23 protein-coding genes are annotated in these 18,075 nt (G+C 36.9%); all 23 read right to left on the bottom strand.

What is annotated here, in order from left to right:
* Window positions 1-2,367 (bottom strand): DNA-directed RNA polymerase subunit beta' (rpoC, locus tag ACO5GE_RS05815; RefSeq protein WP_484829983.1); only part of this gene is annotated, 2,367 nt, incomplete at its 3' end.
* Window positions 2,368-2,437: 70 nt separating this feature from the next.
* On the bottom strand, window positions 2,438-6,175 hold the full coding sequence (rpoB, locus tag ACO5GE_RS05810; protein WP_484829982.1) for a DNA-directed RNA polymerase subunit beta: 3,738 nt from the start codon (window positions 6,173-6,175) through the stop codon (window positions 2,438-2,440).
* A 179-nt stretch (window positions 6,176-6,354) separates the two neighbouring features.
* Entirely contained in the window at window positions 6,355-7,122 is a 768-nt protein-coding gene (trmD, locus tag ACO5GE_RS05805) for a tRNA (guanosine(37)-N1)-methyltransferase TrmD (protein WP_484829981.1), read from the bottom strand.
* Window positions 7,119-7,622: a ribosome maturation factor RimM gene (gene rimM / locus ACO5GE_RS05800; protein ID WP_484829980.1), complete on the bottom strand. Its 504-nt coding sequence runs from the start codon at window positions 7,620-7,622 to the stop codon at window positions 7,119-7,121. The genes trmD and rimM overlap by 4 nt, the downstream gene beginning before the upstream one ends.
* Window positions 7,623-7,987: 365 nt before the next feature.
* Entirely contained in the window at window positions 7,988-8,218 is a 231-nt protein-coding gene (locus ACO5GE_RS05795) for a KH domain-containing protein (RefSeq protein ID WP_484829979.1), read from the bottom strand.
* A 55-nt stretch (window positions 8,219-8,273) separates the two neighbouring features.
* Window positions 8,274-8,552, bottom strand: coding sequence for a 30S ribosomal protein S16 (rpsP, locus tag ACO5GE_RS05790; protein WP_484829978.1), 279 nt, complete (start codon window positions 8,550-8,552; stop codon window positions 8,274-8,276).
* A gap of 65 nt (window positions 8,553-8,617) precedes the next feature.
* On the bottom strand, window positions 8,618-9,973 hold the full coding sequence (ffh, locus tag ACO5GE_RS05785) for a signal recognition particle protein (RefSeq protein ID WP_484829977.1): 1,356 nt from the start codon (window positions 9,971-9,973) through the stop codon (window positions 8,618-8,620).
* Window positions 9,970-10,326 carry a YlxM family DNA-binding protein gene (ylxM, locus tag ACO5GE_RS05780; protein ID WP_484829976.1) on the bottom strand — a complete coding sequence of 119 codons (357 nt, stop codon included), beginning with the start codon at window positions 10,324-10,326 and terminating at the stop codon, window positions 9,970-9,972. Before ylxM ends, ffh begins: the two co-directional genes overlap by 4 nt.
* A gap of 119 nt (window positions 10,327-10,445) precedes the next feature.
* Window positions 10,446-10,847 carry a DUF4825 domain-containing protein gene (locus ACO5GE_RS05775; RefSeq protein ID WP_484829975.1) on the bottom strand — a complete coding sequence of 134 codons (402 nt, stop codon included), beginning with the start codon at window positions 10,845-10,847 and terminating at the stop codon, window positions 10,446-10,448.
* 178 nt (window positions 10,848-11,025) lie between these two features.
* Complete coding sequence (gene rplQ, locus ACO5GE_RS05770) at window positions 11,026-11,367, bottom strand: 50S ribosomal protein L17 (protein ID WP_484829974.1); 342 nt, start codon at window positions 11,365-11,367, stop codon at window positions 11,026-11,028.
* A 19-nt stretch (window positions 11,368-11,386) separates the two neighbouring features.
* Window positions 11,387-12,334, bottom strand: coding sequence for a DNA-directed RNA polymerase subunit alpha (locus ACO5GE_RS05765; RefSeq protein ID WP_484829973.1), 948 nt, complete (start codon window positions 12,332-12,334; stop codon window positions 11,387-11,389).
* A gap of 87 nt (window positions 12,335-12,421) precedes the next feature.
* A complete protein-coding gene (gene rpsK / locus ACO5GE_RS05760; RefSeq protein WP_484829972.1) occupies window positions 12,422-12,823 on the bottom strand; it encodes a 30S ribosomal protein S11 in 402 nt (133 codons plus the stop codon).
* Window positions 12,824-12,843: 20 nt separating this feature from the next.
* Window positions 12,844-13,209: a 30S ribosomal protein S13 gene (gene rpsM / locus ACO5GE_RS05755; RefSeq protein ID WP_484829971.1), complete on the bottom strand. Its 366-nt coding sequence runs from the start codon at window positions 13,207-13,209 to the stop codon at window positions 12,844-12,846.
* A gap of 47 nt (window positions 13,210-13,256) precedes the next feature.
* Window positions 13,257-13,370 (bottom strand): 50S ribosomal protein L36, encoded by a 114-nt coding sequence (rpmJ, locus tag ACO5GE_RS05750; protein ID WP_014262815.1) that lies wholly within the window; start codon window positions 13,368-13,370, stop codon window positions 13,257-13,259.
* 18 nt (window positions 13,371-13,388) lie between these two features.
* Entirely contained in the window at window positions 13,389-13,607 is a 219-nt protein-coding gene (infA, locus tag ACO5GE_RS05745) for a translation initiation factor IF-1 (RefSeq protein WP_014262816.1), read from the bottom strand.
* 16 nt (window positions 13,608-13,623) lie between these two features.
* A complete protein-coding gene (locus ACO5GE_RS05740; protein WP_484829970.1) occupies window positions 13,624-13,881 on the bottom strand; it encodes a hypothetical protein in 258 nt (85 codons plus the stop codon).
* 12 nt (window positions 13,882-13,893) lie between these two features.
* Complete coding sequence (gene map / locus ACO5GE_RS05735; protein ID WP_484829969.1) at window positions 13,894-14,643, bottom strand: type I methionyl aminopeptidase; 750 nt, start codon at window positions 14,641-14,643, stop codon at window positions 13,894-13,896.
* A complete protein-coding gene (locus ACO5GE_RS05730) occupies window positions 14,644-15,294 on the bottom strand; it encodes an adenylate kinase (protein ID WP_484829968.1) in 651 nt (216 codons plus the stop codon).
* Between the two features lie 29 nt (window positions 15,295-15,323).
* Window positions 15,324-16,595: a preprotein translocase subunit SecY gene (secY, locus tag ACO5GE_RS05725; protein ID WP_484829967.1), complete on the bottom strand. Its 1,272-nt coding sequence runs from the start codon at window positions 16,593-16,595 to the stop codon at window positions 15,324-15,326.
* Complete coding sequence (gene rplO / locus ACO5GE_RS05720; protein WP_484829966.1) at window positions 16,596-17,045, bottom strand: 50S ribosomal protein L15; 450 nt, start codon at window positions 17,043-17,045, stop codon at window positions 16,596-16,598.
* 19 nt (window positions 17,046-17,064) lie between these two features.
* Window positions 17,065-17,235 (bottom strand): 50S ribosomal protein L30, encoded by a 171-nt coding sequence (gene rpmD / locus ACO5GE_RS05715; protein WP_442562865.1) that lies wholly within the window; start codon window positions 17,233-17,235, stop codon window positions 17,065-17,067.
* A gap of 12 nt (window positions 17,236-17,247) precedes the next feature.
* A complete protein-coding gene (rpsE, locus tag ACO5GE_RS05710) occupies window positions 17,248-17,754 on the bottom strand; it encodes a 30S ribosomal protein S5 (protein WP_484829965.1) in 507 nt (168 codons plus the stop codon).
* Window positions 17,755-17,772: 18 nt separating this feature from the next.
* Window positions 17,773-18,075, bottom strand: a 303-nt coding sequence (rplR, locus tag ACO5GE_RS05705; RefSeq protein ID WP_484829964.1) for a 50S ribosomal protein L18, incomplete at its 5' end; no start/stop codon positions are given.

Genomic DNA, 18,075 nt, shown 5'->3' with positions numbered 1-18,075 from the left:
ACGAATGATAACATCTTGTGATACGTCTACCAAACGTCTTGTCAAATAACCTGAATCGGCTGTACGAAGCGCTGTATCGGCAAGACCTTTCCGTGCCCCGTGTGAAGATGTAAAGTATTCCAATACGGTCAATCCTTCACGGAAGTTCGCTTTTACCGGAATTTCTACTGTTTTACCGGTTGCATTCGCCATCAACCCACGCATTCCTGCAACTTGACGAATTTGATTCTTAGATCCACGGGCTCCGGATTGTGCCATGATGTTGATATTGTTAAGAGGACTCAAGTGTCCCATCAACGCATCGGTTACTTTATCTGTTGTCTTTGACCATGTTTCAATAACACGTTCATATCGTTCATCATCGCTCATTAAACCTCGCTTGTAATCACGTTCATAACGTTGAACCTTACTTTCCGCTTCTTGAAGTAATTCTTTTTTCTCCGGTGGAATTTCCATATCGGCGATGGATACAGTAATTGCACTCTTAGTAGAATATTTGAATCCAAGACTCTTAATATTGTCCAACATGATGGAAGTAATAGTATTTCCATGTCTTCTAAAGCATCGGTCAATCACGTTTCCAAGTTGTTTTTTATCTACTAAGAAATCTACTTCCAAGGAGTAAGGATCTTGCTCTCTATCAACATATCCCAAATTTTGTGGAATGTTTTCGTTGAATATAAATCGACCTACTGTAGATTCTACTAATTGTCCTCTATCCGATTCGTCTTTCTTGATACGCACTTTGACACGTGCATGAAGGCTAACTGCTTTGTTTTCGTATGCAAGCATCATTTCTTCCATATCTTTGAAGATCGAGCCTTCTCCTTTTTGGTTCTTTTCTTCTATGGTCAAGTAGTAGGAACCAAGCACCATATCTTGTGTCGGTGTTGTAATTGGAGAACCGTCTTTCGGCGCCAAAATATTGTTGACAGAAAGCATTAACATGCGACCTTCTGACTGTGCCTCTACTGATAATGGAACGTGAACTGCCATTTGGTCACCGTCAAAGTCTGCATTGTATGCAGTACAAACCAATGGGTGCAACTTGATTGCTTTTCCTTCCACTAAAACCGGTTCGAATGCTTGAATCCCAAGTCTATGCAATGTCGGAGCACGGTTTAACATAACGGGATGCCCTTTGATGACATCTTGCAGGATATCCCAAACTTCGGGTTTTACTTTTTCCACCAATCGTTTTGCATTTTTGATATTAAGTGCATATCCTCTTTCTACTAATTGGTTCATGACAAATGGTTTGAATAGCTCCAATGCCATTTTTTTAGGAAGTCCACATTGATAGAACTTCAATTCAGGCCCTACTACGATTACAGAACGTCCTGAATAGTCTACACGTTTTCCAAGTAGGTTTTGACGGAAACGACCTTGTTTCCCTTTCAACATATCAGATAGTGATTTTAACGGACGATTTCCCGGACCTGTTACCGGTTTTCCTTTTCTACCATTATCTATCAAAGCGTCAACTGATTCTTGTAACATTCTTTTTTCATTACGAACGATAATGTCAGGTGCTCCCAAGTCCAATAATCTTTTTAAACGATTGTTACGATTGATAACACGACGATATAAATCGTTCAAATCTGATGTTGCAAAACGGCCTCCATCCAATTGAACCATAGGTCTTAATTCCGGTGGAATAACAGGCACAACATCTAAAACCATCCATGTCGGATCGTTTCCGGATTTCAAGAATGCTTCCACGATTTCCAAACGGCGCACCATTTTTATCTTCTTTTGACCTGTTGCATCTTCCAAACGAAGTTTCAATTCTTCAGAAAGTTTCTCTAAGTCAATTTTTTTCAAAAGTTGTTTCACAGCTTCTGCTCCCATCAAGGCAACAAAAGCATTTTCACCGTACTCATCTAAAGCTTCACGATATTCATTTTCTCCAAGCAAGGTTCCTTCAATTAGGTTTGTTTCCCCTGCATCTACTACAACATAGTTTGCAAAGTAAAGGATTTTTTCCAAAGCACGAGGTGACATATCCAACAAAATACCCATTCTGGATGGAATTCCTTTGAAGTACCAAACGTGAGAAACAGGTGTCGCTAGTTCAATATGTCCCATACGTTCTCTTCGAACATTGGAACGAGTTACTTCTACTCCACAACGATCACATATAATTCCTTTGTGTCTTGCACGATCTTTTTTATATTTTCCACAATGACATTCCCAATCCTTTGTAGGACCGAAAATTCGTTCACAGAACAAACCGTCTTTTTCAGGTTTTAATGTTCTGTAGTTAATGGTTTCTGGCTTTTTTACTTCCCCTTTTGACCATTCACGGATTTTATCCGGGGATGCTAAACCTATCTGTATTGACTCAAAATTATCTAATTCAAACAAGGAGCCATTCTCCTTTCCTTATATCATAGAATTTTACGGTTACCGGTTTGTATCAATTTTCTTCTCAGTCTTAAAAATCCAGACTGTCATCTAAATCAATATCATCTACTAATACACTATCGTCATCTTCTTCCGAAAACTCATCTTCACCTTCAAAATCCAGGTCAAACTGATTGTCATCTTCAGAGTCTTCTTCTGATAAATCTTCGATAATCATACCGTCTCTTTCTTCATCTACATAATGGAAATGATCTTCGATTGCCATCTCATCTTGAGATTCTGCCACTTTGATTTCTTCATCAAATTCAGATAATAACTTAATATCCAAACATAAAGACTGTAATTCTTTAATCAAAACTTTGAAGGATTCAGGAATTCCGGGTTCCGGAACATTCTTTCCTTTAATAATCGCTTCATAGGTTTGAACACGACCAACCACATCATCTGACTTCACTGTCAAAATTTCTTGAAGGGTATGTGCCGCACCATAGGCTTCCAATGCCCAAACTTCCATTTCCCCAAAACGTTGTCCACCGAATTGCGCTTTTCCACCCAACGGTTGTTGTGTAACAAGTGAGTATGGGCCTGTGGAACGTGCATGGATTTTATCGTCAACCAAGTGGTGCAGTTTCATCATATACATATATCCTACAGTAACTCTTCCATCAAAGAATTCACCTGTTCTACCATCTTGTAGTTGAATTTTTCCGTCTTGTGGATATCCTGCTTCTTTCAAAGCTTCAAATACATCCTGTTCGTTTGCACCGTCAAATACCGGTGTTGCTACATTCCATCCTAATTTTTTTGCAGCTAATCCCATGTGAACTTCCAAAACTTGTCCTATGTTCATACGAGATGGTACCCCAAGCGGGTTCAATACAATTTCAAGCGGTGTTCCATCCGGTAAGAATGGCATATCCTCTTCCGGTAAAATTCTTGAAATAACACCTTTGTTTCCATGGCGTCCCGCCATTTTATCTCCAACGTTGATTTTACGTTTTTGTGCGATATAGCAACGAACCAACTCGTTTACTCCCGCTGCCAATTCATCTCCATTTTCTCTACGGAAAATTTTGACATCCACGATAATTCCCGATTCTCCATGAGGTACTTTCAAAGAGGTATCTCTTACTTCTCTTGCTTTTTCTCCAAAGATTGCACGAAGAAGTCTTTCTTCCGGTGTAATTTCAGTTTCACCTTTCGGTGTTACTTTTCCTACCAAAATATCTCCGGATTCTACTTCAGCTCCTATGCGGATGATTCCGTTTTCATCCAGGTCTTTGATTGCATCTTCACCCACATTTGGAATATCTCTTGTAATTTCTTCAGGTCCAAGTTTGGTATCTCTTGCCTCTGCTTCATATTCTTCAATATGAATACTGGACAACCTGTCTTCTTTTACTAAACGTTCATTTATCAAAATCGCATCTTCGTAATTGTAACCTTCCCATGTCATGAATGCTACAAGACAATTTCTTCCAAGTGCAATTTCTCCAAGGTCGGTAGACGGTCCATCTGCTATGGCATCTCCTTTTTTTACAATATCGCCTTTGTTTACAATTACTGTTTGGTTAATGCAGGTTCCTTGGTTGGAACGTTTAAATTTCAGTAGTGAGTAGTTATCTACTTCACCATCTTCACGACGAATCACAACCTGTCTTGCAGAAACTTTTTCTACTACTCCATCATTTTTTGCTACGACAACGGCTCCGGAATCTACTGCTGCACGATACTCGATCGCAGTTCCTACTACCGGTGCTTCTCTACGTAACAACGGCACTGCTTGACGCTGCATGTTGGATCCCATCAAGGCACGGTTGGCGTCATCGTTTTCTAAAAACGGAATCATAGCTGTCGCTACGGAAACAACTTGTTTTGGAGAAACGTCCATGAAATCTACGTTTTTCGGTTCCACAAGTAACAAGTTACCTTGTGTAGTACGACAAGCAACACGATCATTTACAAAACATTGATTTTCATCCAATGGTTCGTTTGCTTGTGCACGAATATATAAGTCTTCCTCATCTGCTGTCAGATAACGAATTTCATCTGTTACTCTTTGGTTCTCTTTATCTACTACACGATATGGAGATTCGATAAATCCATATTCATTGATTTTTGCAAATACGGACAATGAGTTGATTAAACCGATGTTTGGTCCTTCCGGAGTTTCAATCGGACACATTCTTCCATAGTGAGAATAGTGAACGTCTCGAACCTCAAATCCGGCTCTTTCTCTTGACAATCCACCAGGTCCCAATGCAGAAAGTCTTCTTTTATGTGTCAACTCTGCCAACGGATTGTTCTGATCCATGAATTGAGATAACTGAGACGAACCGAAGAATTCTTTAATTGCAGCTGTAACAGGTCTGATGTTGATTAAGCTGTTCGGTGTCAATTCCATAGTATCTTGCACAGTCATTCTTTCACGAATCACACGTTCCATTCTGGATAAACCGATACGGAATTGGTTTTGCAACAACTCTCCTACAGAACGAACTCGACGATTTCCCAAGTGGTCGATGTCATCTACGTTTCCTAATCCATAGAACAAATTGAATTGATAACTGATTGATGCAACAATATCCTCGATTACGATATGTTTTGGTACCAATTCACGTTTTCTGCGTTTGATTAAGTCTTTTAATTCTTCATCATTTTTCGCTTCTTCCAAAATTTCTTTCAATACATTGTATCTTACTTTTTGTTTGATTTTTAAATCAGAAATATCAATATCAATGAAGTTATGGATATCTACGAATCGGTTACCGATTACTTTTACTGATTTGGTATCATCTATTTGAATATATACATACTCACAACCGCAGTCGTCAATCAAATGTGCATTTTGATAGGTTACTTTTGTTCCTGCTTCCATTACCAATTCTCCGGTATATGGATTCACAACATCTTCTGCCAACACTCTGCCGATTGTACGAGCTGAAATTGCTAATTTTTTATTGAATTTGTAACGTCCAACCTTTGCCAAATCGTATCTTTTGCTGTCAAAAAACATCATGTGTAGCAAAGACTCCGCACTTTCCAATGTTGGAGGTTCGCCCGGACGCATCTTTTTATAAATTTCGATAATCCCTTCTTCTCTTGAATTGGTATTATCTTTTGCCAAAGTTGCTTGGATTCTTTCATCATCTCCAAGTAACTGTATAATTTGTTCATCTGTTCCATATCCAAATGCACGTAACAACATGGTAATCGGTTGTTTACGATCTCTGTCAATACGAACGGAAACTACATCATTAGAATCTGTCTCATACTCTAACCATGCACCTCGATTCGGAATGACGGTTGAGGAAATCAATTGTTTTCCTGACTTATCAATTTCTTGTGCGTAGTACACTCCCGGAGAACGAACAAGCTGACTTACAATAACACGTTCCGCTCCGTTGATGATAAATGTCCCTTTTTCTGTCATCAATGGGAAGTCTCCTAAAAACACCGGATCTCCCGTTTCATTTTTGACAATACGAGAACCGTCTTCATCAGGAACTGTCAACCTTACCTGAACTTTAAGAGGAGCTGCATAGTTTACATCTCTTTCTTTACTCTCTTCTACATCATATTTTGAATCATTTTCCAGTTTGTAATCGACAAACTCCAATTTTATATTTCCGGTGTAATCTTCAATCGGAAATACTTCTTCAAAAACTTCTCTCAATCCCTCTTTTACAAACCAGTTATAAGAGTCTAATTGAAGCTCTATCAGATTTGGAAGTTCTGCTACTTCGTCGATTTGAGAAAAACTCATTCTTGTCTTTCTCCCAATTTTCACAGGATGTGGATGTGGCATTCAGTATTCACCTCTTCACTTATTTAGAATGTAGAAATGGGCAAAAATACCCATTCTTAATTCTATTGCATTCTAGTATTCTATCATATTGTTTTTTTTTTTACAATGTTTATCAAAGATATATTCGATTTTTTTGTTGTTTTTATCATTCAAAGTTTTGTTTCCTAAAACGTATACTTTTATTCTTCTCTTGTCTTCTCGTTATTGGTTCCAGTTTCTTTCCACTGTTGAATCAAACTTTTTTCTTTTTGGCTTAATTTTGCTTTTTCAAGTAAGTCCGGTCGTACTTCACAGGTTTTTTTCAAAGATTGTTCTCTTCTCCATTCCTCAATCTTCTGATGATTTCCGGACAATAACACTTTTGGAACTTCCTCTCCTAAAAATTCTCTCGGCCTTGTATATTGAGGATGTTCCAACAACGAATCATAAAAACTTTCCTTTTCATAACAGTCTTTGCTGGACAACACACCTTCTACCATCCTCGAAACTGTATCAATCAGAACCATAGCCGGCAATTCTCCTCCGGTCAAAATATAATCTCCTATTGAAACTTCTTCCGCTTTCAAAAAATCAATCGCTCTTTCATCAATTCCTTCATAGTGTCCACATAATAAAATCAAATGATCCCACTCTAACATCTCCTCTGCCTTTTTCTGTTGGAATGTCTTTCCTCTTGGGGACAGATAGATTGTGTGATAGGTTTCTTCTTTAGGAATAGTTGATACAATTGCCTGATAACAATCATAGATTGGCTGAACGGACATCACCATTCCCTCTCCTCCTCCAAAAGGATAATCGTCTACTTTTTTGTGCTTATTCAAAGAATAATCACGAATATTATAGCAAATGACTTCTATTGACTGCTTTTCTTGAGCTCTCTTTAAGATGCTTTCTCCTGTGTAGGAAGTAATCACTTCAGGAAACAATGTCATTACATGAAATTTCATTCTTCTATCATTCCTTTGATTGGTCGGATTATCATTTTTTTATTTTCCATATCTATTTTTGGAACAAACTGCTTCAAAAACGGTATCATTGCTTTTTGTCCGGATTCTAATGTTATCACAAACACATCGTTAGCTGTATACTGTAAGAAATCTGTTACCACACCGATTTTTTTATCATCTTCCAAATACACTTCTAAGCCGATTAAGGTATCTATCATATACTCATCGTCTTCCAATTCTCTCATATTTTCTGCATTGACATAAAGATCTTTTCTAATCAAATACTCTATTGATTCGATGGTATTCTTATTTTTGAATTTCAAAAATACCATTCCTTTTTGTTCTCTTGCTGACTGTATTTCCAATTTTTCTTCTGTTTCACCTACAATCAGATAAGAAGCATCCTCAAATCTAGATAAATCATCTGTATGAGGGTACACCTTCACTTCTCCTTTTAATCCATGCGGTTTGATAATGGTTCCGATACGATATTGTTTCATATTTTATTCCTTTCAAACAATTTATTCCTATAGTATGCAAGTCCTTGCCTATTTTCTTACTTCTTTTGAAAAGTAAGTCAATCTTTGTCTATCATCAAATCTTATTTTTTAAAAGCAAACACTGTATAATTAATGTTTATCAAAACATCAGTTATCAATTTTTAGGATGCAACCATTTTATATGATATGTCAATACGAACAAAATGTGATTACATCTATGCTATTATTGGTATCCATTTTTCATTCACATCATAGGTTATATGTTTGCTTGTTATCTGTTCTTTGATGGAAAATCCGTTTGTATGTTTTCACTTTTAATAAATGCAAAAAAAATCAGAAGTTTTTCTTCTGACTTTTTTAGTCTGTTAGTCGATAATTTCTACAATTACTTTTTTGTTTTCTTTGATTGCTACAGCTCTAACTACGGTACGAATCGCTTTTGCAATTCTACCTTGCTTGCCGATTACTTTCCCCATATCATCCGGAGCAACACGCAATTCAACAATGATAGATTGTTGTCCGTATGTTTCAGATACTTCCACTTGTTCCGGATAATCAACCAAAGATTTTGCAATAAATGCTACTAATTCTCCCATATTTGTCCCTCCAACGAGCGGGTGATGGTTTTTCTATCGAACAGATAACCAATTACTATTTTGCTTTGTTTTCTGATTTTGCAGCTTCAAATTTTTCTAAAATACCGTTCTTTCTGAACAATGATTTTACAGTTTCACTGGTTTGTGCTCCTACCAACATCCATTTCAAAGCTTTTTCTTCATCGACTTGAACAACTTTTGGTTCAGCAATTGGATTGTAGTACCCGATTTCTTCGATGAAACGTCCATTTCTTGGTGCCCTGGAATCAGCAACAACTATTCTATAGAAAGGTTTTTTGTGTGCACCCATTCTTCTCAATCTGATTTTTACCATGTTATATTCACCTCCTGTATTTTGAAATATCTATGTGAATAATGATACCATTATTACACTCTTACTTAAAATGGAAAGTTGAATCCTTTTGGAAAATTCATCATTCCTTTTTTCCCTTTTTTGTTCTTGGCCATTGGTCCCATTCTTTTCATCATTTTTTTCATTTCACCGAATTGCTTAATCAATTTATTGACTTCGGAAACGCTAGTTCCCGAACCTGTCGCAATTCTTTTTCTTCGTGATGCATTGATGATATCAGGATTTCTTCTTTCTTTCAATGTCATGGAACGGATAATCGCTTCTGTATGAGCCAGTGCATTATCATCAATATCCATATCTTTGATATTACTTGGCATTCCCGGTATCATCTCCAGAATATTCTTCAACGGTCCCATTTTTTTTATCTGTTGCATCTGATTTAAAAAGTCGTCAAAATCCAATTCCTGTTTTTTGATTTTTTCTTCCAGTTTCTTTGCTTCTTTTTCATCAAAAGAGGATTGCGCTTTTTCAATCAGACTGAGCATATCTCCCATTCCAAGAATTCGAGATGCCATTCTGTCCGGATAAAATGGTTCTAAATCACCAAGTTTTTCTCCGATGGCTGAAAACTTAATCGGTTTTCCGGTTACTGCTTTAATGGAAAGTGCCGCCCCCCCACGAGTATCACCATCTAACTTCGTTAGTACAATTCCATCTACTCCAAGTGCTTCGTCAAAACTTTGGGATACATTGACAGCATCTTGCCCTGTCATGGAATCAACCACCAACAAAATTTCAGTTGGACGAACCTGTTCTTTAATTTGTTTCAATTCATCCATCAATTCTTCATCTATATGCAATCGTCCTGCCGTATCAATCAACACTAAGTCATGACCTAATACTTTCGCACGTTCCACACCATTTTTTGCAATGCTTACCGGATCTTGATTTCCTTCTTCTGTATAAACTGTAATTCCGGCCTGTTCTCCAACAACTTGCAATTGTTTGATTGCTGCAGGTCGATAGATGTCACAAGCAATCGCCATTGGAACCTTACCTTGTTTTTTGAACAAATGTCCTATTTTAGCTACCGTTGTTGTTTTTCCGGCACCCTGTAATCCAACCATCATCACAACTGTCGGTGGTTTGGATGCAAAGGAAATTCTGCTTTGAACTGATCCCATCAAGTTTGTCATCTCATCATTTACGATTTTAACAACTTGTTGTCCCGGAGTCAAACTTTCCATTACTTCTGCACCAAGGGAACGTTCCTTTACTTTTTTGACAAAGTCTTTTACTACCTTGAAGTTTACATCCGCTTCCAAAAGTGCCAATTTTACTTCACGCATTGCTGTGTCAATATCTTTTTCGCTCAGTTTTCCTTTTCCACGCAAATCTTTCAACGTGCTTTGAAGTTTATCTGCTAATCCTTCAAATATCATTCCAACAGCTCCTTACACTGTGATTTTATCGTTTCAACCATTTTTTTCGTTTGAAGAGACACAGTTTCCTTACTCAACAACTCTTCTAATCGATTGAGATTTTTCTCAACTTCTTCTGTTTTACTGAGTTTCTCAGATAATTTCAGTTTTGATTCATAACCGAACAGTTGTATTTCTGTTCGTTTGATATTATCATGAACTGCCTGACGTGAGATTCCAAGTAAATCACTAATCTCTGACAGGGAATAATCTTCCTGATAATAATATCCCATTACCTTTCTTTGCTTCTCTGTTAAAAGTTGTTGATATAGGGAGAAAAGTAACTCAATTTCTACAAATTTTTCCAAATCCAATTCCCGTTCCTCCTCTATTGGTAATGGCCGATTCAAAACTCTTTACTTATCATACACAGAAAAAAACAAACTGTCAAGTATTTTTGCTTGATAGTTTGTTTTTTTCTTTTATTTTTCAATTAGAAATCTTTTGTAAAGGATGCAATTTCATCCGCCGTTCTTGCATCAATATATTTAATACTATCTACATTTCCTATCAGCTCAAAGGTTACATCTGCATTTTCTTCTAACTTTTTCTTTGCATCCTCATCAGCTCCCTCAACTGTTAAGTAGACTGTCAATTCGTACGGTTCTTCCTTAGATTCGATAGCAATATGGTCATAACTGTATCCTGTCGGATAACTTTGTTTACTTGTAATTTGAATGACTTTGGTATTATCGCCCACATACTCGGTACGATATTGGTTGAGTGTATCATTCTTTTCCATTTTTGACTGTTCTGTATGATTGCAACCTGTAACAAGAATCAGTGCAGTAAGAACTATACTCAGACAATAGATTCGTTTTCCTAAATATCTCATGGTATCATATCCCCCTTTATCTAATATGGTTTACATCTTGATTATACCCTTCTTATATCCTATTTTAAAAGGGAAGATATCTTTTGTAATAGAAAAAAAATATTTTACAAAAGAACACCATGTAGCAACTACACGGTGTTCTTGTTTTTTTATTCATGAATAAAAACTCGTTTATTGATTATACCAATTCAATGATTGCCATCGGTGAATTGTCACCTTTTCTAGGCACTGTTTTTAACACTCTTGTATATCCGCCGTTTCTATCAGCATAACGAGGTGCAATTTCATCAAATAATTTTTTAACTGTTGTTTCATCCAACATATAAGCTAATGCTTGTCTTCTTGCGTGAAGATCTCCTCTTTTTCCAAGTGTAATCATTTTGTCAACCATACGTTTTGTTTCTTTTGCACGCATTTCTGTTGTTTGAATACGCTCATGTTTCAAAACTTCTGTTGTCAGATTACGAAGCATCAAATTTCTATGAGATGTCTTTCGTCCAAGTTTTCTGTATTTCGCCATGATTATCCCTCCTTTTCAGTTATTCTTCTTCCGGTTTCAAGGTGAAGCCAAGGTCATGTAGCTTTCCAACTACTTCTTCCAATGATTTTTTACCAAGGTTTCTAACCTTCATCATATCATCTTCCGTTTTCTTGGTCAGCTCCTCTACGGTATTGATTGATGCTCGTTTTAGACAATTGTAAGATCGTACGGACAAATCTAATTCTTCAATGGTCATTTCTAAGGCTTTTTCTTTCTTACCTTCTTCTTTTTCAACCATCAATTCAATTTCGCCTAGTTTATCACTTAAATTCAAGAATAAATTAAGGTGTTCGATTAAAATTTTGGAACCTAGAGAAACAGCTTCTTGTACCTCAAAGCTTCCATTTGTCCATATTTCAAATGTAAGTTTTTCTAAATCAGATCTTGCACCAACTCTGGTAGGCTCTATCGTATAGTTTACCTTTTTAACAGGAGTATAGATAGAATCCATCGGAATCACTCCAATTGGCATTTCTTCTGTCTTGTTATCTTCAGAAGAAACATATCCTCTTCCTTTGCTTACATTGATTTCCATATACAGCTTTGTATCTTTTGAACAAGTCATAATGTGAAGATCGGAATTTAAAACCTCTACATCAGAAGGACATTTAATATCACCTGCTGTAATAACACCTTCTCCTTCTTGTTCGATGATTAACGTTCTTTGTCTGCTGTCATCACCAGTCATAACCATTGCTAATTCTTTTAGAGTAAGCATAATTTCCGTAACATCTTCTTTTACTCCCGGGATGGTTGAAAATTCATGCAACACACCTTCGATTTTGATAGAGTTTACTGCAACTCCAGGCAGAGAGGATAATAAAACTCTTCTCAATGAATTTCCTACAGTAATTCCAAATCCTCTTTCTAAAGGTTCAATTGTAAACTTTCCATAATCGTCTCTATAGTCTAAGACCGTTACGTTTGGTTTTTCTATTTCTATCATTATTTAGAAACCCTCCTTGATTTTCTACAATTTAAGTTCTACCGAGGGTAAGGGTAATACCGTAGTATTACCATTCTTAAGTCTCAATTACACTCTTCTTCTTTTTGGTGGTCTACATCCATTGTGTGGAATTGGTGTTACATCCTTAATCATAGTAACTTCAAGTCCGGATGCTTGTAATGCACGAATTGCAGCTTCTCTTCCTGAACCAGGTCCTTTTACAAACACTTCAACAGAACGAAGTCCGTGTTCCATAGCTGCTTTTGCAGCAGTTTCTGCAGCCATTTGTGCAGCAAACGGTGTAGATTTTCTTGAGCCTTTGAATCCTAATTGTCCTGCACTTGCCCATGAAATTACGTTTCCATGAACATCACTTAACGTTACGATAGAATTATTGAAAGAAGATTGGATATGAGCATGTCCCTTTTCAATGTTCTTTCTTTCTCTTCTACGAATTCTCGTATTTTTCTTTCTTACTACTTTCGCCATTGTTCACCCTCCTTCCTTTCTTACTTTTTCTTTCTACCTACTGTACGTTTTGAACCTTTACGAGTTCTCGCGTTTGTTTTTGTTTTTTGTCCTCTTACCGGCAATCCCTTCATATGACGGATTCCTCTATAGCAACGAATATCTCTTAATCGTTTAATGTTTAGTGAGATTTCTCTTCTTAAGTCCCCTTCAACAAGATAGCCATCAATTGCTTTACGAAGTGTGTTTACTTCTTCTTCAGTTAAATCTTTGATTCTTGTATCAGGATTGATTCCGGTGTCTTTCAAGATTTTGTTGGATGTTGGTCTACCAATTCCAAAGATGTAGGTTAATCCGATTTCCACTCTTTTTTCTCTTGGTAAGTCGATACCTGCAATACGAGCCATTCAGCTGCACCTCCTATAATTTATTTTCTATCTGTCTTCCACTCTATTTAACCTTGTTTTTGCTTATGTTTTGGATTTTCACAAATCACCATTACTTTTCCGTTTCTTCTGATGATTTTGCATTTTTCACACATAGGCTTTACAGATGGTCTTACTTTCATTTTCTTCCCTCCTGCTCCTTACTTCTTTCTCCATGTAATACGGCCTTTTGTAAGGTCATACGGAGAAAGCTCTACAGTCACTGTATCTCCAGGCAAAATGCGAATAAAGTTCATACGAAGTTTTCCGGAAATATGTGCCATAATTTCGTGATCATTCTCTAATTTGACTTTAAACATTGTATTAGGAAGAGCATCAATTACTGTTCCTTCTAACTCAATTACGTCTTTTTTTGACATACTTTGCATATCCTCCTTAGTTGCCTAACAGTTTCAATTCTTTTCTAACATAGGCGTTGATTTCTGAATGATTATTTAAATGTTCTATTGTTTCGATATCAATGGATTGGTTTGTCTTTTGAAGATGTTTGATGTTCTTTTTTTTCAAATGTTCGATTGTTCTGGTTTTCCCATCCATTACCAAAACTTCTCTCTCGTTTAATACTCGAACAACAACCATTTTTTCCAATCTATCGTGTCCTGCTTTACTAATAACTACTGTTCCTCTATTCATGGCACTTCCTTTTTACAATACTGTCAAAAGTTCCGGCCCATGTTCTGTGATAACTAAAGTATGTTCATAGTGTGCAGAATTCTTGCCATCTAATGTTCTTGTTGTCCATCCATCATCATCAATCGCCACTCGATATGTTCCTATATTGATCATAGGTTCTACCGCAATTACAAGTCCCTCTAACAATCTAGGTCCTTTGTTCGGAACTCCATAGTTAGGTACTGCCGGATCTTCATGCAACTTCGTGCCAACTCCATGTCCTGTAAAATCTCTTACTACAGAAAACCCTTCCGCTTCTGCTGATTTTTGCACATGATGAGAGATATCTGAAAGACGATTTCCAATCACAGCATACTCGATTCCGTCATAAAAACTTTGTCTTGTCGCTACAATCAAGTGTTCATCTTCTTTACTTATCTTCCCTACGGGATGAGTTTTCGCACTGTCTCCATGGTATCCTTTGTAGAAAGCTCCGATATCAATACTGATAATGTCTCCTTCTTCTAATATTTCTTTTTTTGATGGAATACCATGAACTATAATTTCATTTCTGGAAGCACAGATGCTGCCCGGAAAACCGTTATAGTTTAAGAAAGATGGAATCGCACCATGTTTCACAATCGTTTGATATGCTAATTGATCCAATTCCCATGTGCTTATGCCGGGCTTTATCGCCTCTTTTACAACAGCATGTGTTTCCGCCACTATTTTTCCGGCTTCGCGAAGTAATTCTATTTCTCTTTTTGATCTGAGAGTTATCATCTACTTGTCACTTCCTAGTGCCGCTTTAATATCTTCAAATACTTTGTCAATGTTTTGTTCGCCATTGATATTTGCAATATTATTTTGACTTGTGTAGTAATCAACCAACGGTTTCGTTTGATCGATATATACTGAGATTCTGTTTTTTACTGTTTCTTCTTTATCATCATCTCTTTGATAAAGTGCTTGTCCGCATGTGTCACAGATTCCTTCTTTTTGTGGAGGATTGAATTTAACATGGTATGTTGAACCGTCTCCTTTACAGATTCTTCTGCCCACAGCACGTTCAATCAGGATATCAGGGTTTACTTCAATATTTACTACTGTATCTATTGTTGTTCCCAATTTGTTTAGTACCTTATCCAATTCTTCCGCTTGGAAGGTTGTTCTTGGAAAACCGTCTAACATAAAACCATTTTTAACATCATCTTGCATCAAACGGTCAGCTACCAATTCAACTACTAATTCATCAGGAACTAACAACCCTTGATCCATATATCCTTTTGCTTTTTTTCCAAGCTCTGTATTTTCTTTAATGTTTTTTCGAAAGATGTCTCCGGTAGAAATATGAACAGTTCCATAAGCTTCGACGATTCGTTCTGCCTGTGTCCCTTTTCCTGCGCCCGGAGGCCCTAATAATATAATATTCATATCTTCATCTCCCAATTCTACACTGTTTTCTATTTCAAGAATCCTTGATATTGTCTCATTACGGATTGAGCTTTGATTTGTCTCATTGTTTCAATTGCAACCCCAACTACGATCAATAGACTGGTTCCTCCAAAACGAACAGGAATCGCTGTTGCATGATAAATAACTGTAGGTAACGCTGCAATCAATGATAAAAAGACTGCTCCAACAAAAGTTAAACGATTCAATGATTTTGATATATATTCTTCAGTTGGTTTCCCCGGTCTGATACCCGGAATAAAACCATTGCCGTTCTTTAAGTTGTCTGCCACTTCATCCGGTTGGAAGGTAATGGAAATATAAAAATATGAGAATGCAAATACTAGTATAAACTGGATGATACTATATATATAAATTCCCGGATTTCCATTGGAACTTAAATATTTTTGCACAAAATTTTGATATCCTTGATTTCTTACAAAGAATCTCATCATTTCAGGTAACATCATTACAGATGATGCGAAAATTACAGGAATTACCCCTGCTTGATTTACTTTCAATGGAATATGAGAAGATTGTCCACCATAAGTGTTTTTTCCAACTACTCTCTTTGCGTATTGAACCGGAATCTTACGAACTCCTTCCAATACCATGATTACTCCAATGATAATCGCAATGGAAACAACCAAAAATACCATAATTTGAATAGGATTGATTGCTCCTGTTTTCGATAATTCTAATGTTTGTTTTACGGAAATTGGATATCTTGAAATGATCCCCGCATAGATAATCATAGAAACACCATTTCCGATTCCTTTTTCTGTTACAATTTCACCAAGCCACATCAAGAAAGTTGTTCCCGCTGTAAGTGTGATAACGATTGTAAAAACAGATAAAAGGTCTTGTGACAACAAAGCCCCTCTAAACATACCGTATACCAATGCAAAAGATTGGAGCAATGCCAATGCCACTGATAGATATCTTGTATATTCAGAAATTTTCTTTCTTCCGTCTTCACCGGATTTTTGCATTTCTTCCAGTGTAGGAATCGCTACTGCTAAAAGCTGCATGATAATGGATGATGTGATATAAGGAGTCACACCAAGAGCAAATAGTGTAAATTGACTCAATGCCCCTCCGGACATCATATCGTACAATGAAAGCACATTGCTTTGGCTAAGCTGATTCTTGATAAGGCTTGTATCCATTCCGGCTGTCGGGATAGATGCACCGATTCTAAATACTACCAGCATCATCGCTGTAAAGAGTATTCTTTTTCTTAATGTCGGTATTTTCATTGCTCGCTTCAATGCTTCAAACAACTAAATCACCTCTACCTTTCCTCCTGCAGCTTCTATTTTTTCGATTGCTGATTTTGTGAATTTGCTTGCTTTAATCGTAATTTTCTTATTGAATTCTCCGTTACCAAGTACTTTCAATCCATCTTTTTCAATCTTTTTAATTACTTTTCTATCTTTCAATAGCTGTGCATCAACTACTGTTCCGTCTTCAAAACCATTCAAACGATCAATATTGATTACACTGTATTTTTTCTCAAATCTTGTGTTATCAAAACCAATCTTTGGAAGTCTTCTCATTAAAGGCATTTGTCCCCCTTCAAATCCCGGTCTAACTCCACCGCCGGAACGAGAGCCTTGTCCTTTTTGTCCTCTTCCTGAAGTTTTACCTTGACCTGTAGCAGTACCACGACCTAGTCTTTTTCTTGCCTTTGTACCTCCGCCTACAGCCGGTCTTAATTCATGTAGTTTCATCTTTGCACCTCCTTTTTTTCTATTCTTCTACTTCTACTAGATGACTAACCGTTCTAATCATTCCTCTGATTTGAGCATTATCCGGTTTTTCAACTGTTTGGTGTCTTTTTTTAAGTCCTAAAGCAACCAATGTTCCTCTTTGATTAGGTTTAGTTCCAATCGGACTTTTTTTCAATGTAATTTTCAACATATCTTCGTCCTCCTAACCTAAAAGATCTTCAACTTTTTTACCCCTAAGTTCAGCTACTTGTTCAATAGTGCGTAGAGATTTTAGTCCTTCCATTGTTGCATTAACCATATTTCTTTCATTATTTGTACCAATTGATTTTGCACGAACGTCTTCAATTCCTGCTAATTCAAGTACGGCACGAACAGGTCCACCTGCTAGTACTCCGGTTCCTTCCGGAGCTGGCATGATGATTACATATCCTGCACCGAATCTTCCTTTCGCTACATGAGGGATTGTAGTTCCTACCATCGGTACTTCTATCATATTTTTCTTAGCATCTTCTTCAGCTTTACGGATTGCTTCAGGAACTTCACTTGCTTTTCCAGTTCCTAATCCAACGTGTCCGTTTCCGTCTCCAACTACAACAAGGGCTGCAAAACGGAAGTTACGACCTCCTTTTACTACCTTTGTTACTCTTCTAATGTTGACTACTTTTGTTTCTAAATCAAGTTGTCGAGCATCAATTCGTTTTCTTTGCATTGTTTCCCCTCCTTCTTCCTAAAATTGAAGTCCAGCTTCTCTTGCACCTTCTGCAACTTCTTGAACTCTTCCATGATAAATATATCCACCACGATCGAATACTACCTCTTTAATTCCTTTTTCGATTGCTCTCTCAGCTGCAACTTTTCCTACAAGTTTTGCAGCTTCTTTATTTCCAGTGCTATCTAATTGTTCTTTAATCGCTTTATCCAATGTAGAAGCAGATACTAAGGTTACTCTGTTTACATCGTCAATCACTTGCACATAAATATTGCTTGTACTTCTGTATACGTTGAATCTTGGTTTTTCAGGAGTTCCGGA

The organism is Filifactor sp., assembly GCF_057248345.1.
Note: the sequence above shows the minus strand (reverse complement) of the source record. Positions and strands in the feature narration are given on the sequence as shown.

Coding starts and splice junctions, on each gene's coding strand:
- rpsK (WP_484829972.1), bottom strand. CDS start 12,823: ATGGCGAAAGTAGTAAGAAAGAAAAATACGAGAATTCGTAGAAGAGAA.
- ACO5GE_RS05730 (WP_484829968.1), bottom strand. CDS start 15,294: ATGAATATTATATTATTAGGGCCTCCGGGCGCAGGAAAAGGGACACAG.
- ACO5GE_RS05795 (WP_484829979.1), bottom strand. CDS start 8,218: ATGGGAGAATTAGTAGCATTTATTGCAAAATCTTTGGTTGATTATCCG.
- rpmD (WP_442562865.1), bottom strand. CDS start 17,235: ATGTTGAAAATTACATTGAAAAAAAGTCCGATTGGAACTAAACCTAAT.
- ACO5GE_RS05775 (WP_484829975.1), bottom strand. CDS start 10,847: ATGAGATATTTAGGAAAACGAATCTATTGTCTGAGTATAGTTCTTACT.
- ACO5GE_RS05740 (WP_484829970.1), bottom strand. CDS start 13,881: ATGAATAGAGGAACAGTAGTTATTAGTAAAGCAGGACACGATAGATTG.
- rpmJ (WP_014262815.1), bottom strand. CDS start 13,370: ATGAAAGTAAGACCATCTGTAAAGCCTATGTGTGAAAAATGCAAAATC.
- rpsP (WP_484829978.1), bottom strand. CDS start 8,552: ATGGTAAAAATCAGATTGAGAAGAATGGGTGCACACAAAAAACCTTTC.
- rplO (WP_484829966.1), bottom strand. CDS start 17,045: ATGAAACTACATGAATTAAGACCGGCTGTAGGCGGAGGTACAAAGGCA.
- rpsE (WP_484829965.1), bottom strand. CDS start 17,754: ATGCAAAGAAAACGAATTGATGCTCGACAACTTGATTTAGAAACAAAA.
- trmD (WP_484829981.1), bottom strand. CDS start 7,122: ATGAAATTTCATGTAATGACATTGTTTCCTGAAGTGATTACTTCCTAC.
- rplQ (WP_484829974.1), bottom strand. CDS start 11,367: ATGGCGAAATACAGAAAACTTGGACGAAAGACATCTCATAGAAATTTG.
- infA (WP_014262816.1), bottom strand. CDS start 13,607: ATGTCAAAAAAAGACGTAATTGAGTTAGAAGGAACAGTAATTGATGCT.
- map (WP_484829969.1), bottom strand. CDS start 14,643: ATGATAACTCTCAGATCAAAAAGAGAAATAGAATTACTTCGCGAAGCC.
- ffh (WP_484829977.1), bottom strand. CDS start 9,973: ATGATATTTGAAGGATTAGCAGATAAACTTCAAAGCACGTTGAAAGAT.
- ACO5GE_RS05765 (WP_484829973.1), bottom strand. CDS start 12,334: ATGATAGAAATAGAAAAACCAAACGTAACGGTCTTAGACTATAGAGAC.
- rpoB (WP_484829982.1), bottom strand. CDS start 6,175: ATGCCACATCCACATCCTGTGAAAATTGGGAGAAAGACAAGAATGAGT.
- rimM (WP_484829980.1), bottom strand. CDS start 7,622: ATGAAACAATATCGTATCGGAACCATTATCAAACCGCATGGATTAAAA.
- rpsM (WP_484829971.1), bottom strand. CDS start 13,209: ATGGCTCGTATTGCAGGTATCGACTTACCAAGAGAAAAAAGAGTGGAA.